The organism is Actinomadura rubteroloni (assembly GCF_002911665.1).
GTDB lineage: Bacteria > Actinomycetota > Actinomycetes > Streptosporangiales > Streptosporangiaceae > Spirillospora > Spirillospora rubteroloni.
Window position 1 is genome coordinate 249184 of the sequence record NZ_MTBP01000002.1, and the last position, 20636, is coordinate 269819.

21 protein-coding genes are annotated in these 20636 nt (G+C 73.4%); 15 read left to right on the forward strand and 6 right to left on the reverse strand.

The window, feature by feature from the left end; genetic code table 11:
- Positions 1-4 precede the first annotated feature (4 nt).
- The 8 genes from BTM25_RS12535 (at position 5) to BTM25_RS12570 (ending at position 6059) form a co-directional block, all read left to right on the forward strand.
- Positions 5-400 carry an ectoine synthase gene (locus BTM25_RS12535; RefSeq protein WP_103563087.1) on the forward strand — a complete coding sequence of 132 codons (396 nt, stop codon included), beginning with the start codon at positions 5-7 and terminating at the stop codon, positions 398-400.
- Positions 397-1302 carry an ectoine hydroxylase gene (gene thpD / locus BTM25_RS12540; protein ID WP_103563088.1) on the forward strand — a complete coding sequence of 302 codons (906 nt, stop codon included), beginning with the start codon at positions 397-399 and terminating at the stop codon, positions 1300-1302. The genes BTM25_RS12535 and thpD overlap by 4 nt, the downstream gene beginning before the upstream one ends.
- A gap of 86 nt (positions 1303-1388) precedes the next feature.
- The gene (gene ehuB / locus BTM25_RS12545; protein ID WP_103563089.1) at positions 1389-2282 is read left to right on the forward strand and encodes an ectoine/hydroxyectoine ABC transporter substrate-binding protein EhuB; all 894 of its coding nucleotides are present in this window, start codon (positions 1389-1391) and stop codon (positions 2280-2282) included.
- A gap of 6 nt (positions 2283-2288) precedes the next feature.
- Positions 2289-2957 carry an ectoine/hydroxyectoine ABC transporter permease subunit EhuC gene (ehuC, locus tag BTM25_RS12550; RefSeq protein WP_103563090.1) on the forward strand — a complete coding sequence of 223 codons (669 nt, stop codon included), beginning with the start codon at positions 2289-2291 and terminating at the stop codon, positions 2955-2957.
- On the forward strand, positions 2957-3613 hold the full coding sequence (ehuD, locus tag BTM25_RS12555) for an ectoine/hydroxyectoine ABC transporter permease subunit EhuD (RefSeq protein WP_205648099.1): 657 nt from the start codon (positions 2957-2959) through the stop codon (positions 3611-3613). Before ehuC ends, ehuD begins: the two co-directional genes overlap by 1 nt.
- A complete protein-coding gene (gene ehuA, locus BTM25_RS12560; RefSeq protein WP_103563091.1) occupies positions 3600-4427 on the forward strand; it encodes an ectoine/hydroxyectoine ABC transporter ATP-binding protein EhuA in 828 nt (275 codons plus the stop codon). Before ehuD ends, ehuA begins: the two co-directional genes overlap by 14 nt.
- Before the next feature lie 69 nt (positions 4428-4496).
- Entirely contained in the window at positions 4497-5657 is a 1161-nt protein-coding gene (locus BTM25_RS12565) for a thiolase family protein (protein WP_205648100.1), read from the forward strand.
- A gap of 3 nt (positions 5658-5660) precedes the next feature.
- Positions 5661-6059 carry a Zn-ribbon domain-containing OB-fold protein gene (locus tag BTM25_RS12570; RefSeq protein WP_103563092.1) on the forward strand — a complete coding sequence of 133 codons (399 nt, stop codon included), beginning with the start codon at positions 5661-5663 and terminating at the stop codon, positions 6057-6059.
- Positions 6060-6062: 3 nt separating this feature from the next.
- Here BTM25_RS12570 and BTM25_RS12575 read toward each other — a convergent pair whose 3' ends face one another.
- Positions 6063-7112 (reverse strand): SGNH/GDSL hydrolase family protein, encoded by a 1050-nt coding sequence (locus tag BTM25_RS12575; protein ID WP_103563093.1) that lies wholly within the window; start codon positions 7110-7112, stop codon positions 6063-6065.
- 206 nt (positions 7113-7318) lie between these two features.
- On the opposite strand from BTM25_RS12575, the gene BTM25_RS12580 reads away from it, so the two are divergent.
- The 5 genes from BTM25_RS12580 (at position 7319) to BTM25_RS12600 (ending at position 11623) form a co-directional block, all read left to right on the forward strand.
- Positions 7319-7534: a hypothetical protein gene (locus BTM25_RS12580; RefSeq protein WP_235828382.1), complete on the forward strand. Its 216-nt coding sequence runs from the start codon at positions 7319-7321 to the stop codon at positions 7532-7534.
- Between the two features lie 258 nt (positions 7535-7792).
- Positions 7793-9019 carry an ATP-binding protein gene (locus BTM25_RS12585; RefSeq protein WP_103563094.1) on the forward strand — a complete coding sequence of 409 codons (1227 nt, stop codon included), beginning with the start codon at positions 7793-7795 and terminating at the stop codon, positions 9017-9019.
- Positions 9016-9666, forward strand: a complete 651-nt coding sequence (locus BTM25_RS12590; RefSeq protein WP_205648101.1) for a LuxR C-terminal-related transcriptional regulator — start codon at positions 9016-9018, stop codon at positions 9664-9666. The genes BTM25_RS12585 and BTM25_RS12590 overlap by 4 nt, the downstream gene beginning before the upstream one ends.
- A gap of 46 nt (positions 9667-9712) precedes the next feature.
- Positions 9713-10996, forward strand: coding sequence for a hypothetical protein (locus tag BTM25_RS12595; protein ID WP_146059051.1), 1284 nt, complete (start codon positions 9713-9715; stop codon positions 10994-10996).
- Between the two features lie 21 nt (positions 10997-11017).
- Positions 11018-11623 (forward strand): class I SAM-dependent methyltransferase, encoded by a 606-nt coding sequence (locus BTM25_RS12600; RefSeq protein ID WP_103563096.1) that lies wholly within the window; start codon positions 11018-11020, stop codon positions 11621-11623.
- Between the two features lie 13 nt (positions 11624-11636).
- Here the strand turns inward: BTM25_RS12600 and BTM25_RS12605 are convergent, their stop codons facing one another.
- The 3 genes from BTM25_RS12605 to BTM25_RS12615 form a co-directional block, all read right to left on the reverse strand.
- Complete coding sequence (locus BTM25_RS12605; RefSeq protein ID WP_235828383.1) at positions 11637-12590, reverse strand: cyclase family protein; 954 nt, start codon at positions 12588-12590, stop codon at positions 11637-11639.
- Between the two features lie 213 nt (positions 12591-12803).
- The gene (uvrB, locus tag BTM25_RS12610) at positions 12804-14921 is read right to left on the reverse strand and encodes an excinuclease ABC subunit UvrB (RefSeq protein ID WP_103563098.1); all 2118 of its coding nucleotides are present in this window, start codon (positions 14919-14921) and stop codon (positions 12804-12806) included.
- Between the two features lie 102 nt (positions 14922-15023).
- Positions 15024-16262, reverse strand: a complete 1239-nt coding sequence (locus BTM25_RS12615) for a sensor histidine kinase (protein WP_103563099.1) — start codon at positions 16260-16262, stop codon at positions 15024-15026.
- Positions 16263-16388: 126 nt separating this feature from the next.
- Between BTM25_RS12615 and BTM25_RS12620 the strand changes: the two genes are divergently transcribed.
- Both BTM25_RS12620 and BTM25_RS12625 read left to right on the forward strand, forming a co-directional pair.
- Positions 16389-17408 carry a hypothetical protein gene (locus BTM25_RS12620; RefSeq protein WP_103563100.1) on the forward strand — a complete coding sequence of 340 codons (1020 nt, stop codon included), beginning with the start codon at positions 16389-16391 and terminating at the stop codon, positions 17406-17408.
- A gap of 19 nt (positions 17409-17427) precedes the next feature.
- Positions 17428-18060, forward strand: coding sequence for a hypothetical protein (locus BTM25_RS12625; RefSeq protein WP_235828384.1), 633 nt, complete (start codon positions 17428-17430; stop codon positions 18058-18060).
- Here the strand turns inward: BTM25_RS12625 and BTM25_RS12630 are convergent.
- The gene (locus tag BTM25_RS12630) at positions 18050-19306 is read right to left on the reverse strand and encodes a phosphodiester glycosidase family protein (RefSeq protein ID WP_103563101.1); all 1257 of its coding nucleotides are present in this window, start codon (positions 19304-19306) and stop codon (positions 18050-18052) included. The two genes, BTM25_RS12625 and BTM25_RS12630, sit on opposite strands and share 11 nt — an antisense overlap.
- Before the next feature lie 101 nt (positions 19307-19407).
- The gene (locus BTM25_RS12635) at positions 19408-20607 is read right to left on the reverse strand and encodes an ArsB/NhaD family transporter (protein WP_103563102.1); all 1200 of its coding nucleotides are present in this window, start codon (positions 20605-20607) and stop codon (positions 19408-19410) included.
- Between the last annotated feature and the right edge of the window lie 29 nt (positions 20608-20636).

A 20636-nucleotide genomic window follows, 5' to 3' on the forward strand; every position in this document is an offset into this window, starting at 1 on the left:
CACCGTGATCGTCCGTTCCTTGAAGGACATCATCGGCACCGACCGCGACGTCCAGGCCGAGACCTGGTGCAGCCGCCGCTTCGTCCTCGCCGGCGACCGGGTCGGCTTCTCGCTGCACGAGACGATCCTCTACGCGGGCACCCGGACGCGGATGTGGTACGCGAACCACATCGAGGCCGTGTACTGCGTCGAGGGCGAGGGCGAGCTGCTCGACGAGGAGACCGGCGAGACGCACCGCATCGAGCCGGGCGTCATGTACCTGCTCAACGAGCACGACCACCACGAACTCCACGCCATCACCGATGTCCGCACCGTCTGCGTGTTCAACCCGCCCGTCACGGGCCGCGAGACGCACGACGAGAACGGGGCCTACCCCCTGCTGACCGAGGAGGACGCGTGAGCGTCATCGAGTCCCATCCGTCGATCGACGACACCTACCCGACCCGCAAGTCCGGCGAGGCGGCGCTGCTGTACCGGCAGGACCCCGTCGTGTACGGCCGTCCCGAGGACGGCCCGCTCGACGAGACCACGCTGCGCTCCTACGACGCCAACGGCTACCTGACCGTGGACGAGCTGCTGGCGCCCGACGAGGTCGAGACCTACCGCGCCGAGCTGCGCCGTCTCGCGTCCGACCCGCGGCTGCTGGCCGACGACCGGACGGTCACCGAGCGCGGCACCCGCGAGGTCCGGTCGATCTTCGAGGTCCACAAGATCAGCGAGGTGTTCGGCGCACTGGTCCGCGACCCGCGCGTCGTCGGCCGCGCCCGGCAGATCCTCGGCTCGGACGTCTACGTCCACCAGAGCCGCGTGAACTACAAGCCCGGGTTCACCGGCAAGGACTTCTACTGGCACTCGGACTTCGAGACCTGGCACGCCGAGGACGGCATGCCCCGGATGCGCGCGGTGAGCATCTCCATCGCGCTGACGGAGAACTTCGTCCACAACGGCGGCCTGATGATCATGCCGGGCTCGCACCGGACGTTCGTGTCCTGCGTCGGCGCGACCCCCGCGGACCACTACAAGGAGTCGCTGGTCGGCCAGGAGATCGGCACGCCCGACCCCAACAGCCTGTCGATCCTCGCCGACAAGCACGGCATCGAGCTGTTCACCGGCCCGGCGGGCTCGGCGACGATGTTCGACTGCAACTGCATGCACGGGTCCAACGGGAACATCACGCCGTTCCCCCGGTCCAACGTGTTCATCGTGTTCAACAGCGTGGACAACGCCTGCGCCGAGCCGTTCTCGGCGCCCGGCCCGCGTCCGGAGTTCATCGGCGCCCGCGACTTCACCCCGGTCGTGTAACCCGCGTCCGACCCCCGACTCCGCGCCCGCCGGGACCCCCGCCGCCGACGGCGGGCGCGGAACCCACCCCCTCAAGGAGATCGACGATGACGTCCTCACGACGCGATTTTCTGCGCACCGCCGCGCTGCTCGGCGCGGCCGCGCCCCTCGCCGCGGCGGGCTGCTCGACCACCGACCCCGAGCAGGAGCGGTCCGGCGGCGGCACGCTGGAGCGGGCCAGGAAGGACGGCGCGATCCGCGTCGGGTTCGCCAACGAGGCCCCCTACGGCTACACCGACACGTCCGGCAAGCTCACCGGCGAGGCTCCCGAACTCGCCCGGGTGGTCTTCGGGGAACTCGGGATCAAGAAGGTCGAGGGCGTCCAGGTGGACTTCGGCGGCCTCATCGGCGGGCTGAAGGCCAAGCGCTTCGACGCCATCGCCGCCGGGATGTTCGTCACGCCCGACCGCTGCAAGGAGGTCGCGTTCGCCGACCCCGAGTACGTCGCCAAGAGCGCGTTCCTCGTCCCGAAGGGCAACCCGAAGGGGCTCCTCCAGGCCACCGACCCTGGGAAGAAGGGCGTGAAGGTCGGCGTGCTGACCGGCGCGGTCGAGGCCGACTACGCCGCCAAGCTCGGCGTGAAGAAGGGCGACATCAAGACGTTCACCGACCAGGCGAGCGCCTATGAGGGCCTGAAGGCCGGACGGGTCGACTGCGTCTGGCTCACCCGGATCTCGCTCGCCGACGTCCTGTCCAAGCACAAGGGCGAGCCGTTCGAGGTCACCGCGCCGTTCGGCCCGGTCATCGGCGGCAAGGAGCAGTTCGGGGCGGGCGCGTTCGCGTTCCGTCCGGCCGACGCCGACCTGGTCAAGGCGTTCAACGGCAAGCTCGCGGAGCTGAAGTCGGCGAACCGGCTGCTGCCGATCCTCCAGCCGTTCGGGTTCACGCGGGCCGAGATGCCGACGGCCGGCGACACCGCCGCCAAGTTCTGCGCGGGCTGATCCGCCGTGTCCGACGTCCTGGACGCCTATCCGCAGCTCCTCAAGGGCGCGTGGACCACCGTCCAGCTCACCGTGTACGGGAGCGTCCTCGCGCTTGTCCTCGCGCTGGTCTTCGGGCTGGCGGGCACGGCCCGCAGCGCGTGGGTCCGCGCGGTGGGCCGCGTGTACGTGGAGTTCTTCCGCGGCATGGCGACGCTCGTGCTCATGTACTGGTTCTTCTACGCGCTGCCGCTGGTCGGGTTCCGGTTCACGCCGATGGCCGCGGCCGTCCTGTCGCTCGGCCTCAACATCGGCGCGTACGGCGCGGAGGTCGTGCGCGGCGCCGTCCGGGCCGTCCCGAAGGAACAGTACGAAGCCACGGTCGCGCTCAACTTCACGCCGGCGCAGCGGATGCGGCGGGTGATCCTGCCGCAGGCCGTCGCGCTGATGCTGCCGCCGTTCGGCAACCTCGTCATCGAGCTGATGAAGGGCTCGGCCGTGGTCTCGCTCATCACGATCGGCGACCTGACCTTCCGCGCCAAGCAGATCCAGAACGCCACCGGCGAGACGCTGTGGACGTACGTGGCGATCCTGCTGATCTACTTCGTGATCGCGCAGGCGCTCCAGTCGCTCGTCCGGCTCGCCGAGCGGCGCGTGGACCGGATGCTGGGCCGCCGGGCGGAGGCGACGGGCTGATGGAGTGGGACTGGCACTACACCGGCGACATCCTGCCCGACCTGCTGGACGGGCTGCGCGTCACCGTCACCGCGACGCTGCTCGGCTACGTCATCGCCGTCCTGCTAGGGCTCGTGTGGACGCTCCTGCGCCGCACGCCGAGCGCGGTCGTCAACCAGACCGTCCGGTGGGTCACCGAGTTCATCCGCAGCACGCCGCTGCTCGTGCAGCTCTTCTTCCTCTATTACGTGCTGCCGACCTGGGGCATCACGCTCGGCCCGCTCACCGCCGGCGTCATCGGGCTCGGCCTGCACTACTCCACCTACACCGCCGAGGTGTACCGGGGCGGGATCGACGACGTCCCGCGCGGGCAGTGGGAGGCGGCCGTCGCGCTGAACCTCCCCCGGTCGCGCACCTGGCTGGACGTGATCCTGCCGCAGGCGATCCGCCGCGTCCTGCCGACCCTCGGCAACTACCTGATCGCGATGTTCAAGGACTCCCCGCTCCTGCTCGGCATCAACGTCGCCGAGCTGCTGAACACCGCGTACACCACCGGGACGCACACGCTGAGGTTCCTGGAGCCGATCACGCTGGTCGGCGTCCTGTTCGTGCTCGTCAGCGTCGTGTCGTCCGTCCTCGTCCGCCGCCTGGAGAGGCGCAGCCATGCCACCGACTGAGAAGACCGCGCCGGAACCGCCGGAGAAGGCGCTGCCCACCGGGCACGCGCCCGGCCTGAAGTTCGAGAAGGTCGTGAAGCGCTTCGGCGCCAACGCCGTGCTCCGCGAGCTGGACTTCGCGGTCGCGCCCGGCGAGCGGGTGACGCTCATCGGGCCGTCCGGGTCCGGCAAGACGACGATCCTGCGCCTGCTCATGACGCTGGAGCGGCCCGACGGCGGCCTCATCTGGATCGGCGACGACACGCTCTGGCACATGGAGCGGGGCGGGAAGCGCGTCGCGGCCAACCAGCGGCATCTGCACGAGATGCGCAAGCAGGTCGGGATGGTGTTCCAGCAGTTCAACCTGTTCCCGAACATGAGCGTCCTGCGCAACCTCACCGAGGCGCCGGTGCGGGTGCTCGGCCTGTCGCGGGACGAGGCCGTCGAGCGGGCGAAGTCGCTGCTGGACCTGGTCGGGCTCGCCGACAAGGCCGACGCGCACCCGACCCGGCTGTCGGGCGGCCAGCAGCAGCGCGTCGCGATCGCGCGGGCCCTTGCGATGCAGCCGAAGGTGCTGCTGCTGGACGAGGTCACGTCCGCGCTGGACCCCGAGCTGGTCGTCGGCGTGCAGGACCTCCTGCGCGACATCGCGCGCGAGTCCGACCTGACGCTGCTGTGCGTCACCCACGAGATGCGGTTCGCACGCGACATCTCCGACCGCGTCCTGATGTTCGACCAGGGGCAGATCGTGGAGCAGGGGCCGCCGGACCAGATCTTCAACGCTCCCACGGAACAGCGGACGCGGGACTTCCTCCAGGCCGTCCTCGCGACCTGACGGGCCGCCGGACCTCGGCCGAACTGGATTCGGTACGGTGGCGGCGACCGACGGAAAGGGAGGAAGGTCGTGAACGCCGCCATCGCCGGACTCGGCATGACCGAGCTGGGCAAAGTCTACGGGCGCAGCCCCCGCCGCCTCGCCGCCGACGCCGTCCGGCTCGCCGCCGCCGACGCCGGGCTGGACCTCGCCGACCTGGACGGGCTCATCGTCAGCCACGGCCTCGGCGGCTCCCCCGGCATCGAGCTGGCCGAGACGCTCGGGCTGCGCGACCTGCGCCTGCTCACCAAGATGGACTCCTTCGGCGCGACGGCCGGGGCGATGGTGTCGTATGCGGCGATGTCCGTCCTCAGCGGTGCCGCTACGACGGTCGCCTGCGTGTTCGCGGACGCTCCTTTGCAGCCGCAGCAGTCGTCCGGGTCGGCCTACCAGCGCGACGCGCGCGAGTGGTACGGATTCGGCGGGATGACCGCCGCACTCGGGCTGCGCAGCGTCAACGCCTACTACGCGCTCGCCGCGCAGCGCCACATGGCCCGGTACGGGACGACGAGCGAGCAGCTCGGCGCCATCGCCGTCGGCACCCGGCAGTGGGCCGCGCGCAACCCGCTCGCCCAGATGCGCGAACCGATCACGCTCGCCGACCACCAGGCGTCGCGGTGGGTCGCCGAGCCGCTGCACCTGCTCGACTGCTGCCTGGTGTCCAACGGGGCGATCGCCGTCATCGTGACGGGCGCCGACCGGGCCGCCTCGCTCGCGCGTCCGCCCGTCCACCTGTGGGGCTGGGGGCAGGGGCATCCCGGGCACCCGCGCGAGCGCGGCAGCGGGTTCGGGCTCACCACCGGCGCCGCCGTCTCCGGGCCGATCGCCATGAAGATGGCCGGCGTCACCGTGGACGACGTGGACGTCTGCCAGTTGTACGACTGCTACACCTACACCGTCCTGGTCTCTCTTGAGGACTACGGGTTCTGCGCGAAGGGCGAGGGCGGGGCGTTCGCCGCGTCCGGCGCGCTCGCGCCCGGCGGGTCCCTGCCCACCAACACCGGCGGCGGGCAGCTCTCCGGGTACTACATGTGGGGCATGACGCCGCTGTCGGAGGCCGTGATCCAGGCGCGGGGCGACGGCGGGGAACGGCAGGCGCCCGCGAACGACGTCCTTCTCGTCAGCGGGAACGGCGGCATCCTCGACCACCACTCGACGCTGATCCTCAGCCCGCACCCGAAGGGGGCCTGACCGATGCCGCTGGAGATCGGCGTGCTCCGCCGCGACGGCCGCACCGACCCGTTCTTCGACGGCGCCGCCGCCGGCCGGCTCGCCGTCCGGCACTGCGCGGCGTGCGACCGCTGGCTCGCGCCGGACGCCGCGTGCTGCCCCGGCTGCGGCATCGAGGAGACCGGCTGGGCGGACGCCTCGGGCGCCGGCACGCTCGTGACCTGGACGACCGTCCACGGGCGTCCGGCCGCCGACGGGACCGTCCCGCCGCCCGCGCTGCTCGCGCTGGTCGAGCTGGCCGAGGGGCCGTGGCTCTACACCCGGCTCACCGGCGTGGACGCGCCGCGCGAGGGGCTGCCGCTCACGGCCGTGTTCGAGCACCCCGGCGAGGGCGAGGCCTACCTTCTGTTCCGTCCGGCCTGACCGTCAGCCGTACTGGTGCAGCGCCCGTCCCGGGCCCTTCTTCACCTGGTCGACGAACAGGGCGCCGAGCGCCTGCTGCCCGCGGACGGTCGGGTGGAAGCTGCGCGGCTCGGCCTCCAGCGCGGCGAGGTTGACCGCGAGGCCGTTCATGTACGGGTCGCCGCTGCCCGCCTCGTGGCCCGCGAAGGCGCTGTAGGCGTCCACGTACTCGACGCTGCCCGCGCCGTCCGCCGCGTCGATCCGGTCGTCGGCCTCGGCGGCGGCCTGCTTGATCAGCGCGTCCAGGTCGTGGGTCTCGGCGTTCAGCCACTGCTGCTCGGACACGCTGATGTTGTCGCCCACCGCGCCGTTGACCTCGGAGAACGCGCGCGGGTAGCCCATGATCAGGATCCGCGCGCGGGGCGCCCTGCGGGCGATCTGGTCGAGCAGGTCGGGAAGCGTCTGGCGGAGCGTCGCCATCCGCTTGGCGATGTCACCGCCCTGGTCGGTGCAGCTCCCGCTCCACGGCAGCTTCACGACGCAGGCCGCGATGATCCTGGAGAAGCCGATGTCGTTGCCGCCGACGCTCAGCGTGACGAGCGTGGTGTCGGCGTGGACGCGGTCGATCTGCGGGGGCTCGCCGAACCGTCCGTGCAGGACGTCGCGCACCGTCGCGCCCGAGCAGGCGAAGAACCCGGCGCTCGCGAACCGGAAGGCGCCGGCCACCGCGTGGTAGTAGGCGTTGGACGTCCGGTGGCAGCGGGCCAGCGAGTTCTGGTCGGCGACGGTCGTCTCCGCGCCGACGCCCGCCGAGTAGGAGTCGCCGAGCGCCGCGTACCCGCCGGACGCCGCCGCGACGGCGGGCGCCAGGGCCTTCTGGGCGCGCGGCGCGTCGCCGTGGACGCTCGCCAGCGGCGCCCGGCAGCCCGCGCCGAACACGGCGCAGCGCGCGGCGGGGAACACCGCCAGCGGCACGATCGCCGCGAGGACGAGCGCCAGCAGGACGACGGCGGTCACGGCCCGTTCGCCGAAGCGCTCGCGGGCGCGGTGCGCCCAGTCGCCCGGTCCCGTCATCGTCCCTCCCCCGCTCGTGAACGCAGACGTTGTCCGGTTCTGAAAAGTTCCCCGCGTCGCCTCGCAGAATATTGCTCTTTCGCTGGCCACTACGCACAAAGTCTGGCGAAATGGTTGAATGCGGACTAGCCGGGAATAGCCGCTGAAGGCCGGTAGGTCCCTTCGGCGTCCGACCCGGCCGCTCCCCGCCCCGGAAGGGATCGACCTTGACGCCCCACGACGCGATCGACGCCACCGCCACCGAGATCTGCTTCGACCCGTCCGGACTCACGTCCGCCCAGCGCGCCGGAAGGGCCTGCGTGGTCTGCGGCAAGCGCTGGCCCGCGCCGCCCGTCCGGGTCGGCCGCGTGGCCGGCGGCGGCGCGGTCTACGCCTGCACCGACGACGCCCCGGTGATCGAGCGCGCCCGCGCCTACACCTGACCGTCCGCGCCGCCGTCCGCCCACGGGCCCGGCGCACCGCCGACGGACCGCTCCACGGCCGGGCCCGACGGGGAGGCCCGGCCCCCGAGCGCGAGCACGGCCCGCGACCGACAGTGACCAGCAGTGAGCGCTTTCATGGGCGACGCGGCGGTGCCGGTCGCGCGGGTCGTGCGCCGCATGGCGACGGGCGGACGAAGCGGGACCACCGGGATTTCCCGGGTGGCGGCCGGGGCGCGGCGTGGGACAGGATGCGTCGTCATGGGAACGGGCGGAACGCGGCGGGCCGTGCTGCGGCGGTGGTGGGACGGGCAGGGCGCGCTGCCGACCACGCCCGCCGGGGTCGAGTGGTGCGCGGTCGCCGTGGTCGTGGGCGTCCGGGCGGTCAACCTGGCGCAGCTCGCCGTCGCGTTCCCGCAGGCACAGGCTCAGGCGACGCGGCCGGGGGTGTTCGCGGCCGTGCTCGGCGGTTATCTCGCCGAGTCGGCGGTGGTCGCGGTGCTCGTGCTGCGCGCCGGTTCGTACCGCAACCGTCCGCTGGCCTGGGCGGATACCGGCGCGGCCTGCCTGGTGCTACTGGCGCAGCCCGCGTTCAGCTCGGCCGCCGACCGCACCGGGAGCTGGACCGCGTTCGGGTTCGCCTGCACGCTGAGCACGGCCGTCGGCGCGGCCGTCGCGTTCGGCCGGCGGCGGGAGACCGCGCTCGTCGTCGCGCTGCTCGCCGGGTGCTATCTGGGCACGTCGCTGGACGTCCCCGCCGCCCATCGCTCGACGGTGCTCGGCAACGCCGTCGCGTACGCCGGGTTCGCGGCGCTGGGCCGCCTTCTCACCGGCTACCTGCGGCGGCTCGCCGCCGACGCCGAGCGGGCGCGGGCCGAGGCGGCGCGGGCCGCCGCCGAGACGGCGCGGCTGCGCGAGCTGGAGCGGCAGCGCGTCCTGCTGCACGACAACGTCGGCGTCCTGCGGCTGCTCGCGGGTGGAACGGTCCCGGCCGCGCTGGACGGACCGCTGCGCGCCCAGGCCGAGGCGCTCGCCAACCGCGTCCGCGCCTTCCTGGACGAACCCGACCGCGTCCCCGACGGCGCCACGCTCGTCGGCGCGGTGCGCGCGGCGGCGGGCGAGTACGCCGACCTGCCGCTGGAGGTCGTCACCGACCTCGCCGACGGCGTCGTCCTGGACCCGGCGACGGCGCGGGCCGTCCGGGCAGCCGTGGCGACGCTGCTGGCGAACGTCCGGCTGCACGCGGGCGCGTCGTCGGTGGTCGTCCACGCCGACGCCGACCCCGACGAAGGCGAGTGGGAGGTCACCGTCGCCGACGACGGGCGCGGGTTCGACCCCGCCACCGCGCCGCGCGGGTTCGGGCTCGGCGTGGCGGCCGGGTCCGCGCTCGCCGCGCACGGCGTCACCGTCCACGTCCGCTCGCTGCCGTCCCGGCCTCCCGCGCCCGGCGACGGGACGCGCGTCACGCTGCGCGGGGCCCTGCGGTGAACGTCCGCGCCGTCGTGATCGACGACGACACGCTGATCCGGGACGGGCTGGCGCGGCTCGTCCCCGGGCTGGACGTGGTTGCCGCGTTCGCCGGCGTCCCCGGCTTCCTCGCCGCCGCGCCGCCCGCCGACGTCGTGCTCCTCGACCTCGCGCTCGCCGGGACGGGCGCCCGGCCGGGCCCGCGCGGCCCGGACGCCGTCGCGGCGGTCGCGGGCGCCGGGTTCCGCGTCCTCGTCTACACCGGGGAGCGGCGGCGGGCGGTGCTCGTCGCGTGCCTGCACGCGGGAGCGCGCGGGATCGTCCACAAGGCCGAGCCGCTGGACGCGCTCGCGAGTGCCGCCGCCGACGTCGCCGCCGGGCGGATCGTCATCACGCAGGCGCTGACCGGGCTCGCCGAACTGGCCGGACGGCGCGGCGCCCTGCCGTCCCTGTCGCCGCGCGAACGGCAGGTCCTCGCCGGGCGGGCGCGCGGCGAGTCGTTCCGGAGCATCGCCGCGCGGCTGTTCGTCACCGAGAGGACCGCCGCCGGATACATGGACCAGGTGAAGGCGAAGTTCGCCGCCTACCTGCGCGACCACTCCCCCGCCGACCTGGAGCACGCCCTCGGGCTGGAACCGCTCGGCCTCACCGACCGTCCCCCCGCCTGACCCCCGGCCGGCCGCTCCCGCCGCCCGCCCTCACGAAGGAGACCGCGTGCCTCGTTCCGGCATGCCGCGCGTCCTCGCGCTGCTCGCGGGGCTGTTCGTCACGCTGAGCGTGCTCGTCCTGGCCCCGGCCGGGGCGCGCGGCGACGGGCCGTCCCTGCACGTCTCGCCCGCGCACCCGAACAACCGCGAGCCCGTCACGGTCAGCGGCCGGTTCCCCGGCGCCGGGTCCGGACGGGACGTCCGGCTGGAGCGGGAGGCCGGCATGTTCGGCGGCGAGTGGGAGGCCGCCGCGAACGTCACGACCGCGCGGGACGGCTCGTTCCGCGTGCTGTTCACCCGGCTCGACTCCGACGACGAGTTCCGGGCGGTGCTGCTGTCGTCGCGGGGACGGGTCGTCGCGACGTCCGCCGTGCTGAAGGTGTCGGTCGCCTACCGGTCGGTGGACCACCGGTGGAAACGCGGCGACGCCGGGGCGAACCGGTCGGCGCTGTTCGACTGCTTCGGGGACAACCCCGACTGCACGAGCAACGACTCCGCCCACATGGGGCCGCTGTGGCTGATGGTGATCTTCGTGGCGTGCTTCATCGCGGTCGCGGTGCTGCTCGTCTGGATCGGCGTCCAGATCCCGCAGCCCGCCGGGGGGATCGTCGCCGTCCTGGCGGTCGGTGCCTGGATACCCGTGTTCAACAACCTGGCGTTCGGTTACGCGCTGCCGCGCATCGGGCTGGAGGTGAACGTCATCGGGGCGACGTTCCTGTATCCGGCGTACCTGCTGGTGCTGCTGCTCGGCGTGGCGGTGATGATCGGGTATCCGCTGGTCGCGGGCGGGCTGATCGTGTCGGGGATGGTGCCGCCGGGACGCGCCCTGCGGTTCATCGTGTACGCGATCGTCCTCGGCGTGCTGTTCGGGTGGAAGGCGATCTACGACCACTCGGCGGCCATCGCGGCGGGGCCGTTCTCGATCCGGACGCCGTGGCTGCACGACGCCCTGAACACCTGGGCGCTCCAATGGCCGGTGACCGCGTTGTGGGAGGTGCTGAAGTTCTTCGCGTCGCCGGACGGGCTCCTGCTGTTCGCCGTGATCGCGGCCGTGTCGGTGGCGCTGCCCGACCCCGGATCGCCCGGCGGGCTGACGGCCGGGTCGCTCGCGCAGGGCGCGGTCGCGAACGTCGCGGGTCTGATCGTCGGGACGGCCGTGATCACGATCGTGTCGATCATCGTGTTCGCGGTGCTCGTGCTCGCGGCGGTCGCGCTGATGATGTACGTGTTCTTCTACATCCTCGTGGCGTTCACGACGATCGCGTTCCTGGCGTTCCTGTTCAAACGGTGACGCGCCGGTAGAGTCCGGCGGATGGACGAGCCGTGGAACCACAACGTCCACTACCACCCGCTCGTGGTCGGCTTCGTGCCGGACGGCTGCGGGCGGGCGCTGGACGTCGGCTGCGGAGACGGAACACTGATCCGCAAGCTCGCCGCCCGCGCGCGGGACGTGACGGGCGTCGACCGCTCACCGGAGATGATCGCGGCGGCGCGGGCGCGGTGCGGCGACCTCCCGCACGCGCGCTTCGCCGAGACGGACTTCCCCGGGACCGACCCGGACCTCTTCGCACCCGGTTCCTACGACTTCATCAGCGCCGTGGCCGTCCTGCACCACCTGGACCTGCCGTCGGCGCTGCGGGCGATGGCCGGACTCCTGGCCCCGGGCGGCCGACTGGCGATCATCGGCCTGGCCCGGACCGCGAGCCCCCTGGACTGGGTACTGGGCGCGGCGCAGTTTCCGGCCGTCCGGGTCGTGGACGCCCTGCACGGCGGCGCCCGGACGGCCGCCGCGATGCCCGTCCGCGACCCGCGCGAGCCCTGGTCGGAGGTGCGCCGGACGTCGCGCCGCGTCCTGCCCGGCAGCCGTTTCCGCCGCCACCTGCTCTGGCGCTACTCCCTGCTCTGGCAGAAGCCCTGAACGCGCCCGGCGGTCAGAAGGTGGCGATCGGGTTGACCGGGCTGCCGGACGTCCCGGCGAAGCGGACCGGCGCGACCGCGAGCTGGAAGTCCCACTGGCCGAGTTCGGCGGCCGTCGCCGCGCACGCCTCCAGGTCGCAGTTGTCCAGCAGCCAGAGGCCCATCGCGACGAGGCCCACCGCGTGGACCGGCATCAGCACGTCCCGGTACCCCGACGGCTGAACGTCCTGCGGGGTGTCGGCGCCGATCAGCGCGACCTGGCGTTCGTGCAGCCACGGCAGGCAGGACGCATGCCAGCCGGCCTGCGTGAAGCCGCCGCTCGGGCCGTTCTCGTGCCGGTGGCGGCCGTACCCGGTCCGCAGGAGCACCGCGTCGCCGGGCCCCACCCGCACGCCCTGGCGGCGCTCGGCCTCCACCAGATCCTCGGGGAACACGCCGTCGCCCGGCTCCAGCCACGGCACACCGCGAACGTTCGCGACGTCCAGCAGGACGCCGCGCGTGACGATCCCGTCCGCCGCCGCCGTGACGGCCGCCCACCCCGATCCCGTGGCGGGGTCGACCAGCGCGTGCGACCGCCCGTTGTACATCGCGCCGTCCCAGAAGATGTGGCACGGCGAGTCGACGTGGGTGACGGTATTGCCGTGGAAGGTCATCCCGAGCCGCTCGGACGAGAAGCCCCAGCGCCGGTCGTTGGGGAACGTGGGCGACGGCATGTGCTCGGCGCCCGGCATGTCGGCGGCGCACGGGCACGCCGTCGTCGACCGCTCCATCTCGGCCGGCACGGCGACGTCCCAGGCGCACGACACGCTCCGGCCGTGGCGCACCGCCCGCGCCGCCGCCAGCCGGACCTCGTCGGTGATGTGGTTCAGCGTGCCGCGCTCGTCGTCGTCGCCCCACCGCCCCCAGTTCGACAACGTGTCGAAGTACCCGAGCACGTCGTCCTGCGTGGGCATCGTTCGCTCTGTCATCCCAGCCGACTCCTCTGGTCACACGGATCGAAATGTCGCGCGCAGCGCGTCCCGACCCTTCCCAGCCTTACCGAGGCCCGCTGAACCGGCGCGGACGGCCGTTGAAAGAACTGCGGAAACTCCGGACGGAATGGCGACGCGGCAAGGCCACGGACGGCGCCCATCAGCGACGCCGGTGCGCCGTTTCCGATCGCCGGGCCGGCCGGCGCCGGATCAGCTCACGCCCGCTTCCTTCATCTCGCGCAGTTCGCGCTTCAGCTCCTTGATCTCGTCGCGGAGACGAGCGGCGAGTTCGAACTGCAGGTCGGCGGCGGCCTGGTGCATCTGCTCGGTCATCTGCTGGATCAGCGACTCCAGTTCGGCGCGCGGGCGCTCGCCGACGAGGTCGGCGGCGTGCCGGCCCGCCTCGCGGGTGCGGGACGCCAGCCCGGGGACGGGCGCCTTCCCCCGGCTCTGCTGCCGTCCCGCGCCGCCGATCAGCGTCTCGGTGTCGGCGTCCTCGCGGGCGAGGGAGTCGAGAATGTCGGCGATGCGCTTGCGCAGCGCCCGCGGCTCGATGCCGTGCTCGGCGTTGTAGGCCTCCTGCTTGGCGCGGCGCCGGTCGGTCTCCTCGATCGCCCGCTGCATGGACGGCGTGATCTTGTCGGCGTACATGTGGACCTGGCCGGACACGTTCCGGGCCGCGCGGCCGATCGTCTGGATCAGCGACGTCTCCGACCGCAGGAAGCCCTCCTTGTCGGCGTCCAGGATCGCGACCAGCGACACCTCGGGCAGGTCGAGGCCCTCGCGCAGCAGGTTGATCCCGACGAGGACGTCGAAGTCGCCCGAGCGCAGCTCGCGCAGCAGCTCGATCCGCCGCAGCGTGTCGACCTCGCTGTGCAGGTAGCGGACCTGGATGCCGAGTTCGAGCAGGTAGTCGGTGAGGTCCTCGGCCATCTTCTTGGTGAGCGTGGTGACCAGGACGCGCTCGTCCCGTTCGGTGCGCTCGCGGATCTCGTGGACGAGGTCGTCGATCTGCCCCTTGGTGGGCTTCACGACGATCTGCGGGTCGACCAGGCCCGTCGGGCGGATGACCTGCTCCACCACGTCGCCCTGGACCCGGCCCATCTCGTACGGCCCGGGCGTCGCGGACAGGTAGATCGTCTGCCCGATGCGCTCCAGGAACTCCTCCCACTTCAGCGGCCGGTTGTCCATCGCCGACGGCAGCCGGAAGCCGTGCTCGACCAGCATCCGCTTGCGGGACGCGTCGCCCTCGTACATCGCGCCGATCTGCGGGACGGTCTGGTGCGACTCGTCGATGACGAGCAGGAAGTCCTCGGGGAAGTAGTCCAGCAGCGTGTTCGGCGCCGTCCCGGCCGCGCGGCCGTCGATGTGCCGCGAGTAGTTCTCGATGCCCGACGACGTGCCGACCTGCCGCATCATCTCGATGTCGTAGGTGGTGCGCATCCGGAGCCGCTGCGCCTCCAGCAGCTTGTTCTGCGCCTCCATCACGGCCAACGTCTCCGTCAGCTCGGCCTCGATGTCGCGGATCGCCCGTTCCATCCGCTCGGGACCGGCGACATAGTGCGACGCCGGGAAGACGTACAGTTCCTCGTCCTCCGACAGCACCTCGCCGGTCAGCGGATGGAGGGTGGCGAGCTTCTCGATCTCGTCGCCGAACATCTCGATCCGGACGGCCAGTTCCTCGTACTGCGGGATGATCTCGATCGTGTCGCCCCGGACGCGGAACGTGCCGCGCGTGAACGCCAGGTCGTTGCGGCTGTACTGCATCGCGACCAGGTCGCGGAGCAGCTTGTCGCGCTCGATCTCCTGCCCGACCCGCAGCGTGACCATCCGGTCCACGTACTCCTGCGGCGTGCCGAGGCCGTAGATGCACGACACCGACGCGACGACGATCGTGTCCCGCCGGGTGAGCAGCGAGTTCGTCGCCGAGTGGCGCAGCCGGTCCACCTCGTCGTTGATCGAGGAGTCCTTCTCGATGTAGGTGTCGGTCTGCGGGATGTACGCCTCGGGCTGGTAGTAGTCGTAGTACGAGACGAAGTACTCGACGGCGTTGTTGGGCAGCATCTCGCGCAGCTCGTTGGCGAACTGCGCCGCGAGCGTCTTGTTCGGCTGCATGACCAGCATCGGCCGCTGCACCTGCTCGGCGAGCCAGGCGACCGTGGCGGTCTTGCCGGTGCCGGTGGCGCCGAGCAGCACCGAGTCCTTCTCGCCGCGCCGGACGCGCGCCGCGAGCTTCTCGATCGCCTGGGGCTGGTCGCCCGAGGGCTTCATCTCCGTGACGACCTCGATGGGCGCCACACGGCGCTTCAGGTCCGTGACAGGCCGCATGACCACCCTTCCGCGCGGGCCGCGCCGGACGTTCCGGCAACCGGCTCACCACACTCTATGCAAGAGGTACGACAATCCCGATCGGCCGATTATTTCCGCAGGTCAGGACGCCGGAAGCGGCAGCCGGGCGGTGACGGCGTAGCCGCCGCGCGCCCCGGGCCCGGCGGCGAACCGCCCGCCGAGCGCGGTGACCCGCTCGCGGAGCCCGACCAGGCCGTTCCCGCCGCTCGGCAGGCCGTGCTGGGGCCGGGCGCGCGGCGGCTCGTTGACGATCTCCACCTCGACGGCCTCGGGCAGGATCCGCAGCGCGACGGACGTGGCGGCGTCCCCGGCGTGCTTGTGGACGTTCGTCAGCGCCTCCTGGACGATGCGGTAGACCGTCCGTCCGACGGCGGGCGGCATGGGCCGCTCCTCCCCGTGGACGTCCAGCTCCACCCGCAGCCCGGTCGCGGTGGACTGCCCGACCAGGTCGCGGACCTCCGAGACGCCCGGCACGTCCGACGACATGGCCTCCTCGCCCTGCCGCAGCACCCCGACGACCTGGCGCAGTTCCTGGAGCGCCTGCCGGCCCATCTCGCCGATCACCACGGCCGTCTCGGCGGCGCGCTCGGGGTCGCGGCCGGCGATGGCGCGCAGCGCCCCGGCGTGGACGACCATGACGCTGACGCGGTTGGCGACGACGTCGTGCATCTCGCGGGCGATGCGCGTCCGCTCCTCGGCGCGGGCGCGCTCGGCGAGCAGCCCCTGCTCGCGCTCCAGCCGCGCGGCGCGCTCCTGCAGCGAGGCGAGGAGCTGCTTGCGCGCCCCCATGTAGAGGCCGAGGACGAGCGGCAGCGCGCTGAACGCCAGCCCGAACCCGGCCTGCGCGACGAACGACCCGTCCGCGTCCGTGGGGCCGGTGAACACCAGCGACACCGCGTAGCCCGCCCCGGTGACGGCCAGGGCGGTCCGCCGCGACGGCGCGTACGCGCCGAGCGAGTACAGGATGACGAGCACGGCGAAGCCCGCGCCGCCGGTGGCCGTCCCGAACACCAGGGAGAACAGTGCGAGCGTGACCGGGAACCGGCGCCGGACGACGATCGCCAGCGCCGCGACCGCGCCGCACGCCGCGACGACCACGGGCGGCAGCCAGAAGTGCCGGTAGGCGAAGTAGAGGAACAGCCCGTCCACGACGGCGAACCCGACGGCGAGCGCGATGTCCAGGACCGCCGACCGGACCGTCGGCCAGCGCAGCGCGCGGGCGCACGGGGCGAGGACGGCGAGGATCCGGGCACGGGCAGGCGTGCGCCCCGGCGGCGACGCTGCCGCCCGGGGCGGTGCGTCGAACCCCCGCCCGTGCATGGTCAGGACCCTATAGCCCCCGGTGGGCCCCCGTGGCAAGGGCCGCCGCCCGTCCGCGGCCGGTGGCCGGTGTCCCCGGCCGTGGTTACGATGTCCGCGCCGACAAGGACGGGGATGCCGCCAATCATGACCCGATTCGCCGTGTGGCTCGGGAAGAACGCCGATGCCTTCGTCGCCCTCGTGATCGCCGTGGTCGTCGCGGTGCTGGGGCTCGGGGTGAACATTCCGCACGAGTCCGAGGTGACCAACAGCGCGGTGCTGGCGGTCGTCGGGCTGATGGCCACGTCCGTCCTGCGGGACCGGGCGCGGCGGGGGCCGGTGGAGGAGGAGGTCCGCGACTCCCTGCGGGACTCGACGCGGACGCTCGGCGAGCTGGCCGGGCGGATGGAGCAGATCGAGCGGTTCGAGGGCGTGGTGGACGGGGCGCGCCGCGCGCTGGACGAGACGTCCGTCGTCCGCGTGGTGAGCCGCGCCCAGGTCGACCAGGTGCTGGCCGACGCGCGGCGCCGCACCGACCGGTGGTTCTACAAGGGCGGCACCGGTTCCTACTTCCGGGACCGGACGCTCCCCGACTGCGTCGCCGAGGCTCGCCGCGAGCGCCGCACGCTGCTGTTCCGGGTGGAGCTGGTCGATCCGTCCGACGACGTGGTGTGCGAGACGCTGGCGCGGCACAAGGCGTCGCTGCCCGAGCCGCGTCCGGGCGACGTCGGCGGCCGGTGGACGGGTGAGCGGGTCCGCAAGGAGGTCATGGCGACGATCCTCGCGGCGTGCTGGCACAAGCAGCGGTTCGCGATGCTCGACATCGACCTCGGCCTGTCGCGGACGATGACGACGCTGCGCTACGACCTGTCGGCGTCCCATGTGATCGTCACCCGCGACAACCCGACGAGCGACGTGCTCGTGGTGGACAGCGGCAAGTTCTACTACGGCTGGTGCGCGGCGGAGCTGCAGACGAGCCTGGACCAGGCGCGGCGGGTGCCGCTGGAGCGGGCGCGGACGGTGCCGCTCGGCGACGAGCCGACGATCGACGAGATCCGCCGCCTGTTCGAGGTGCTGGACCTGCCGGTGCCGCGTTCGTACACCGATCGCGACGTGGTCGACGTCGTCCGCAAGGCGCTGCGTCCGGGGGCGCCGTCGCCCGCGTGACCGGCCCGGGAGGAGGCGCGTGAAACGGGACGAGCTGGCCGCGCACCTGTCCGGGACGCCCGGCCACGGGACGCTGCGTGCGTGGGCGCGCGAGATCCTGGAGCGGGCGGCGGGTCCGGGCGTCGCGGCCGTCCATCATCCGCTCGGGTTCGTGTGCCTGCCGGTGGAGCGGGACGGCGGCGAGGGCGTGTGCCTCCACCTGTGGACATCGGTGCTCCCAGCGGCGACGCCCACGACGTCCGCGATCCACTGCCATAGCTGGGAGCTCGTGAGCTACGTGCTGTTCGGCGCGGTGGGGAACCGGCTGCCGGAGCTGGCGCCGGACGGGCGTCCGACGCACCGGCTGTTCGAGGTGACCAGCGGCCCGGACGGCGACGAGCTGCGCCCCACCGGCCGGACCGTCCGGCACGCGGCGGGCACGGCCGAGCGGTTCGGGACGGGCGCGGTGTACCGGCTGCCCGCGGGGGTGTTCCACGAGAGCGTCGTGGCCGCGGACGCGGCGACGATCGCGCTCGGCGCCGAGCGGCCCGGCCGGCCGAACCTGTCGCTCGGCCCGCTCGGCGCCGCCGCGCACCGGGTGGCGCGGCGGCCGTGCGAGGGCGCGGCGCTGCGGGCGGTGGCGCGGGCCGCGCTGGCGGGCCTCAGCGGGTGAACACGCCGATGCCGTTGGCGACGGCGCGCTCGGACCCGTCGGACGGGTGGTTGCGGACGGTCGTGCCGCGAGCGCCGGGCGCCCGCGCGACGAGCGCGGACGAGCCGCCGCCGTCGAGGTTCACGGCGTCGTCGGCGCCGGTGCGGGCGAGCAGCGCGGACAGTTCGCCGAGGGTGAGGCCGCCGCTGTCCTCGGACCGTCCGTCCACGACGACGAGGTAGACGCGGCGGCCGTCGCGGCTGACGCCCGCCGCCGTGCGCGGGGCCGCGCCGCCGGGAACGAGCCCGTCCGACGGCTCCCCGTCGCGCAGGATCGGGAACCCGCCGACGGCGAACCGCAGCTTGTGCGGCCCGCTGAGCCGGTAGCCGACGCTGACACGGGCGCCGGGGCGCAGCTTGCGCAGCGACCGCGCGGCGCCGTCGCGTCCGACGAGGACGGTGGTGCCCTTCGGGATCGCGCCGCCGCCGACGCTCGTCTTGACGGTGACGACGCGTCCGCCGCGCACGGCGACCTCGGCGGTGTCGGACGAGCACGGCCCGCCGCGATCGCTGTCGGTGCCGCAGACCGCGCGCCGCCGCGACGCCGCGCCCCACGCGGACGTGAACGCGCCCGCCCCGCCGACGGGCAGCGCGTACTGGTTGAGGCCGCGCAGCGCGACCTTCACGCCGCCGGACCGGACGCTCCCGGTGAGGTGCAGGCGCGTGATGTACGCGCGGCGGTCGGCGCCCACCCCGATGACGTCCTCGGTGGTGGCGGACGGCGGCGGCTGCGGCCCGAACCGCTGCCCGTCGGGGACGGCGGCCTTGAGCGGGCGCCCGCCGTCGATCTCGGGCCCGTTGGACGCGCCGGTCGTGGTGATGTCGAAGAAGTCGCCGTTGACCCCGGCGACGGCCCGCCCGGACGCGGCCATCGCCGAGACCGTCCGCCGCGCGGCGACCGACGGCGGGTGCAGCAGCCCGAGGTTCACCCGGCGCGCACGGAGGTTCACCTCGACCAGGACGCCGCGGACCTTCCCCGCGGACCCGGACGTCTCGAACGTCCGCAGCACCGCGCCGGCCGCGATCCGGGACGCGGACGTGTAGCGCGGCGCGACGACCGCCCGCGCGGACGTGACGGTCCGGCGGGCGTCGGGCCGCTCGCCCGAGCCGGCGCCGTCGAAGGTCCGGGCGGACGGCGGGCCGCCGGCCGCGGCGGGCGCCGCCCCGCCCACGACGACCACCAGGACACCGGCAGCGAACCTCTTCATCACGGATCAGGCCTTTCGCAGCGGGAGCACACCGTGCCCGAGCATGACGCATGACCGAGCGGAGAGTAGTGACATCGACACGAATGGTCAGTGAAAAGGTTCTAGGTCAGGAGAAGCGCGGAGGTGGCGGCGGCGGTGCCGAGCACGGCGAGCGCCGTCCCGGCCAGGAGGAACCGGACCATCGGCACCTTGACGTCGAACCGGTGGCACCACTCGAACCACAGCAGCGTGGCCAGCGACCCCCACGGCGCAATGACCGGCCCGACGTTCGTCCCGATGAGCAGCGACAGGAGCTGGTCGTGGTTGGCGGCCGGGACGGCGGCCTCCCCCGCCACGTACGCGGGCAGGTTGTTGAGGACGTTGGACAGCCCCGCTCCGGAGAACGCGGCCCGCAGCGCGCCCGCGGCGCCGTCGTCGCGGCCGACGAGCGCGGCCATCGCGTCGTCCAGCCCGAACCGCTCCAGCGTCGGGACGACCAGGAACAGGCCCGTCACGAACACGAGGAGCTGCCAGGGGATCAGCGCGGGCCGCAACGCGCGCCGGTCCCGGACGGCGAACGCGGCCACGGCGATGATCGCGGCGACGGCGGCGGCGATCCCGAGCTGGAACCCGGTGTGGACGCCCGCGAGGATCGCCCCGACGAACAGCAGGCACGCCAGCGACGTCGCCCCGAACAGGACCCGGTCGCCGACGGGCGCGGGCGGCGGCGGGTCGTAGCGGTCGGCGCCGCGCGTCCGGCGCCGCCAGAAGACGGCCCACAGCAGCGCCATCGTCACCGCGAGGACGGCGAGCTGCGGCGCCCACATCCGCGCGGCGAACCGGGGCGTCTCCAGCGCGACGCGGTCGGCGGCGAGCAGGTTCGTCAGGTTGGACACCGGGAGCAGGAGGCTCGCGGTGTTGGCGAGCCACACGGTCGTCATGGCGAGCGGCAGCGCGGCGATCCCGGCGCGGGCGGCGAGCGCGAGCATGACGGGCGTGAGCAGCACGGCCGTCGTGTCCAGGTTGAGGAACGCGGTGAGGACGGCCGCGAACGCCACGCAGAGCAAAAACAGCGCGGGGTAGCGTCCGCGTCCGGCGCGGGCCAGCGCGCCCGCGATGCGGTCGAAGACCCCCGCCTCCTTGGTCAGCTCGGCGAGGACGATCACGCCGACCAGGAACAGCAGGATCGGGGCGATGCGGTCCAGGCTGGCGCGGGCGTCGGCGGCGGGCAGCAGCCCGGTGGCCGCGAAGACCAGGCCGAGCGCGAGGACGCCGACGCGGATCGCGTCGAGCAGGCTCGGCCGGTAGGACACGGCGGCCATGATCGCACGTCGCGCGCGAGCCCCGCACG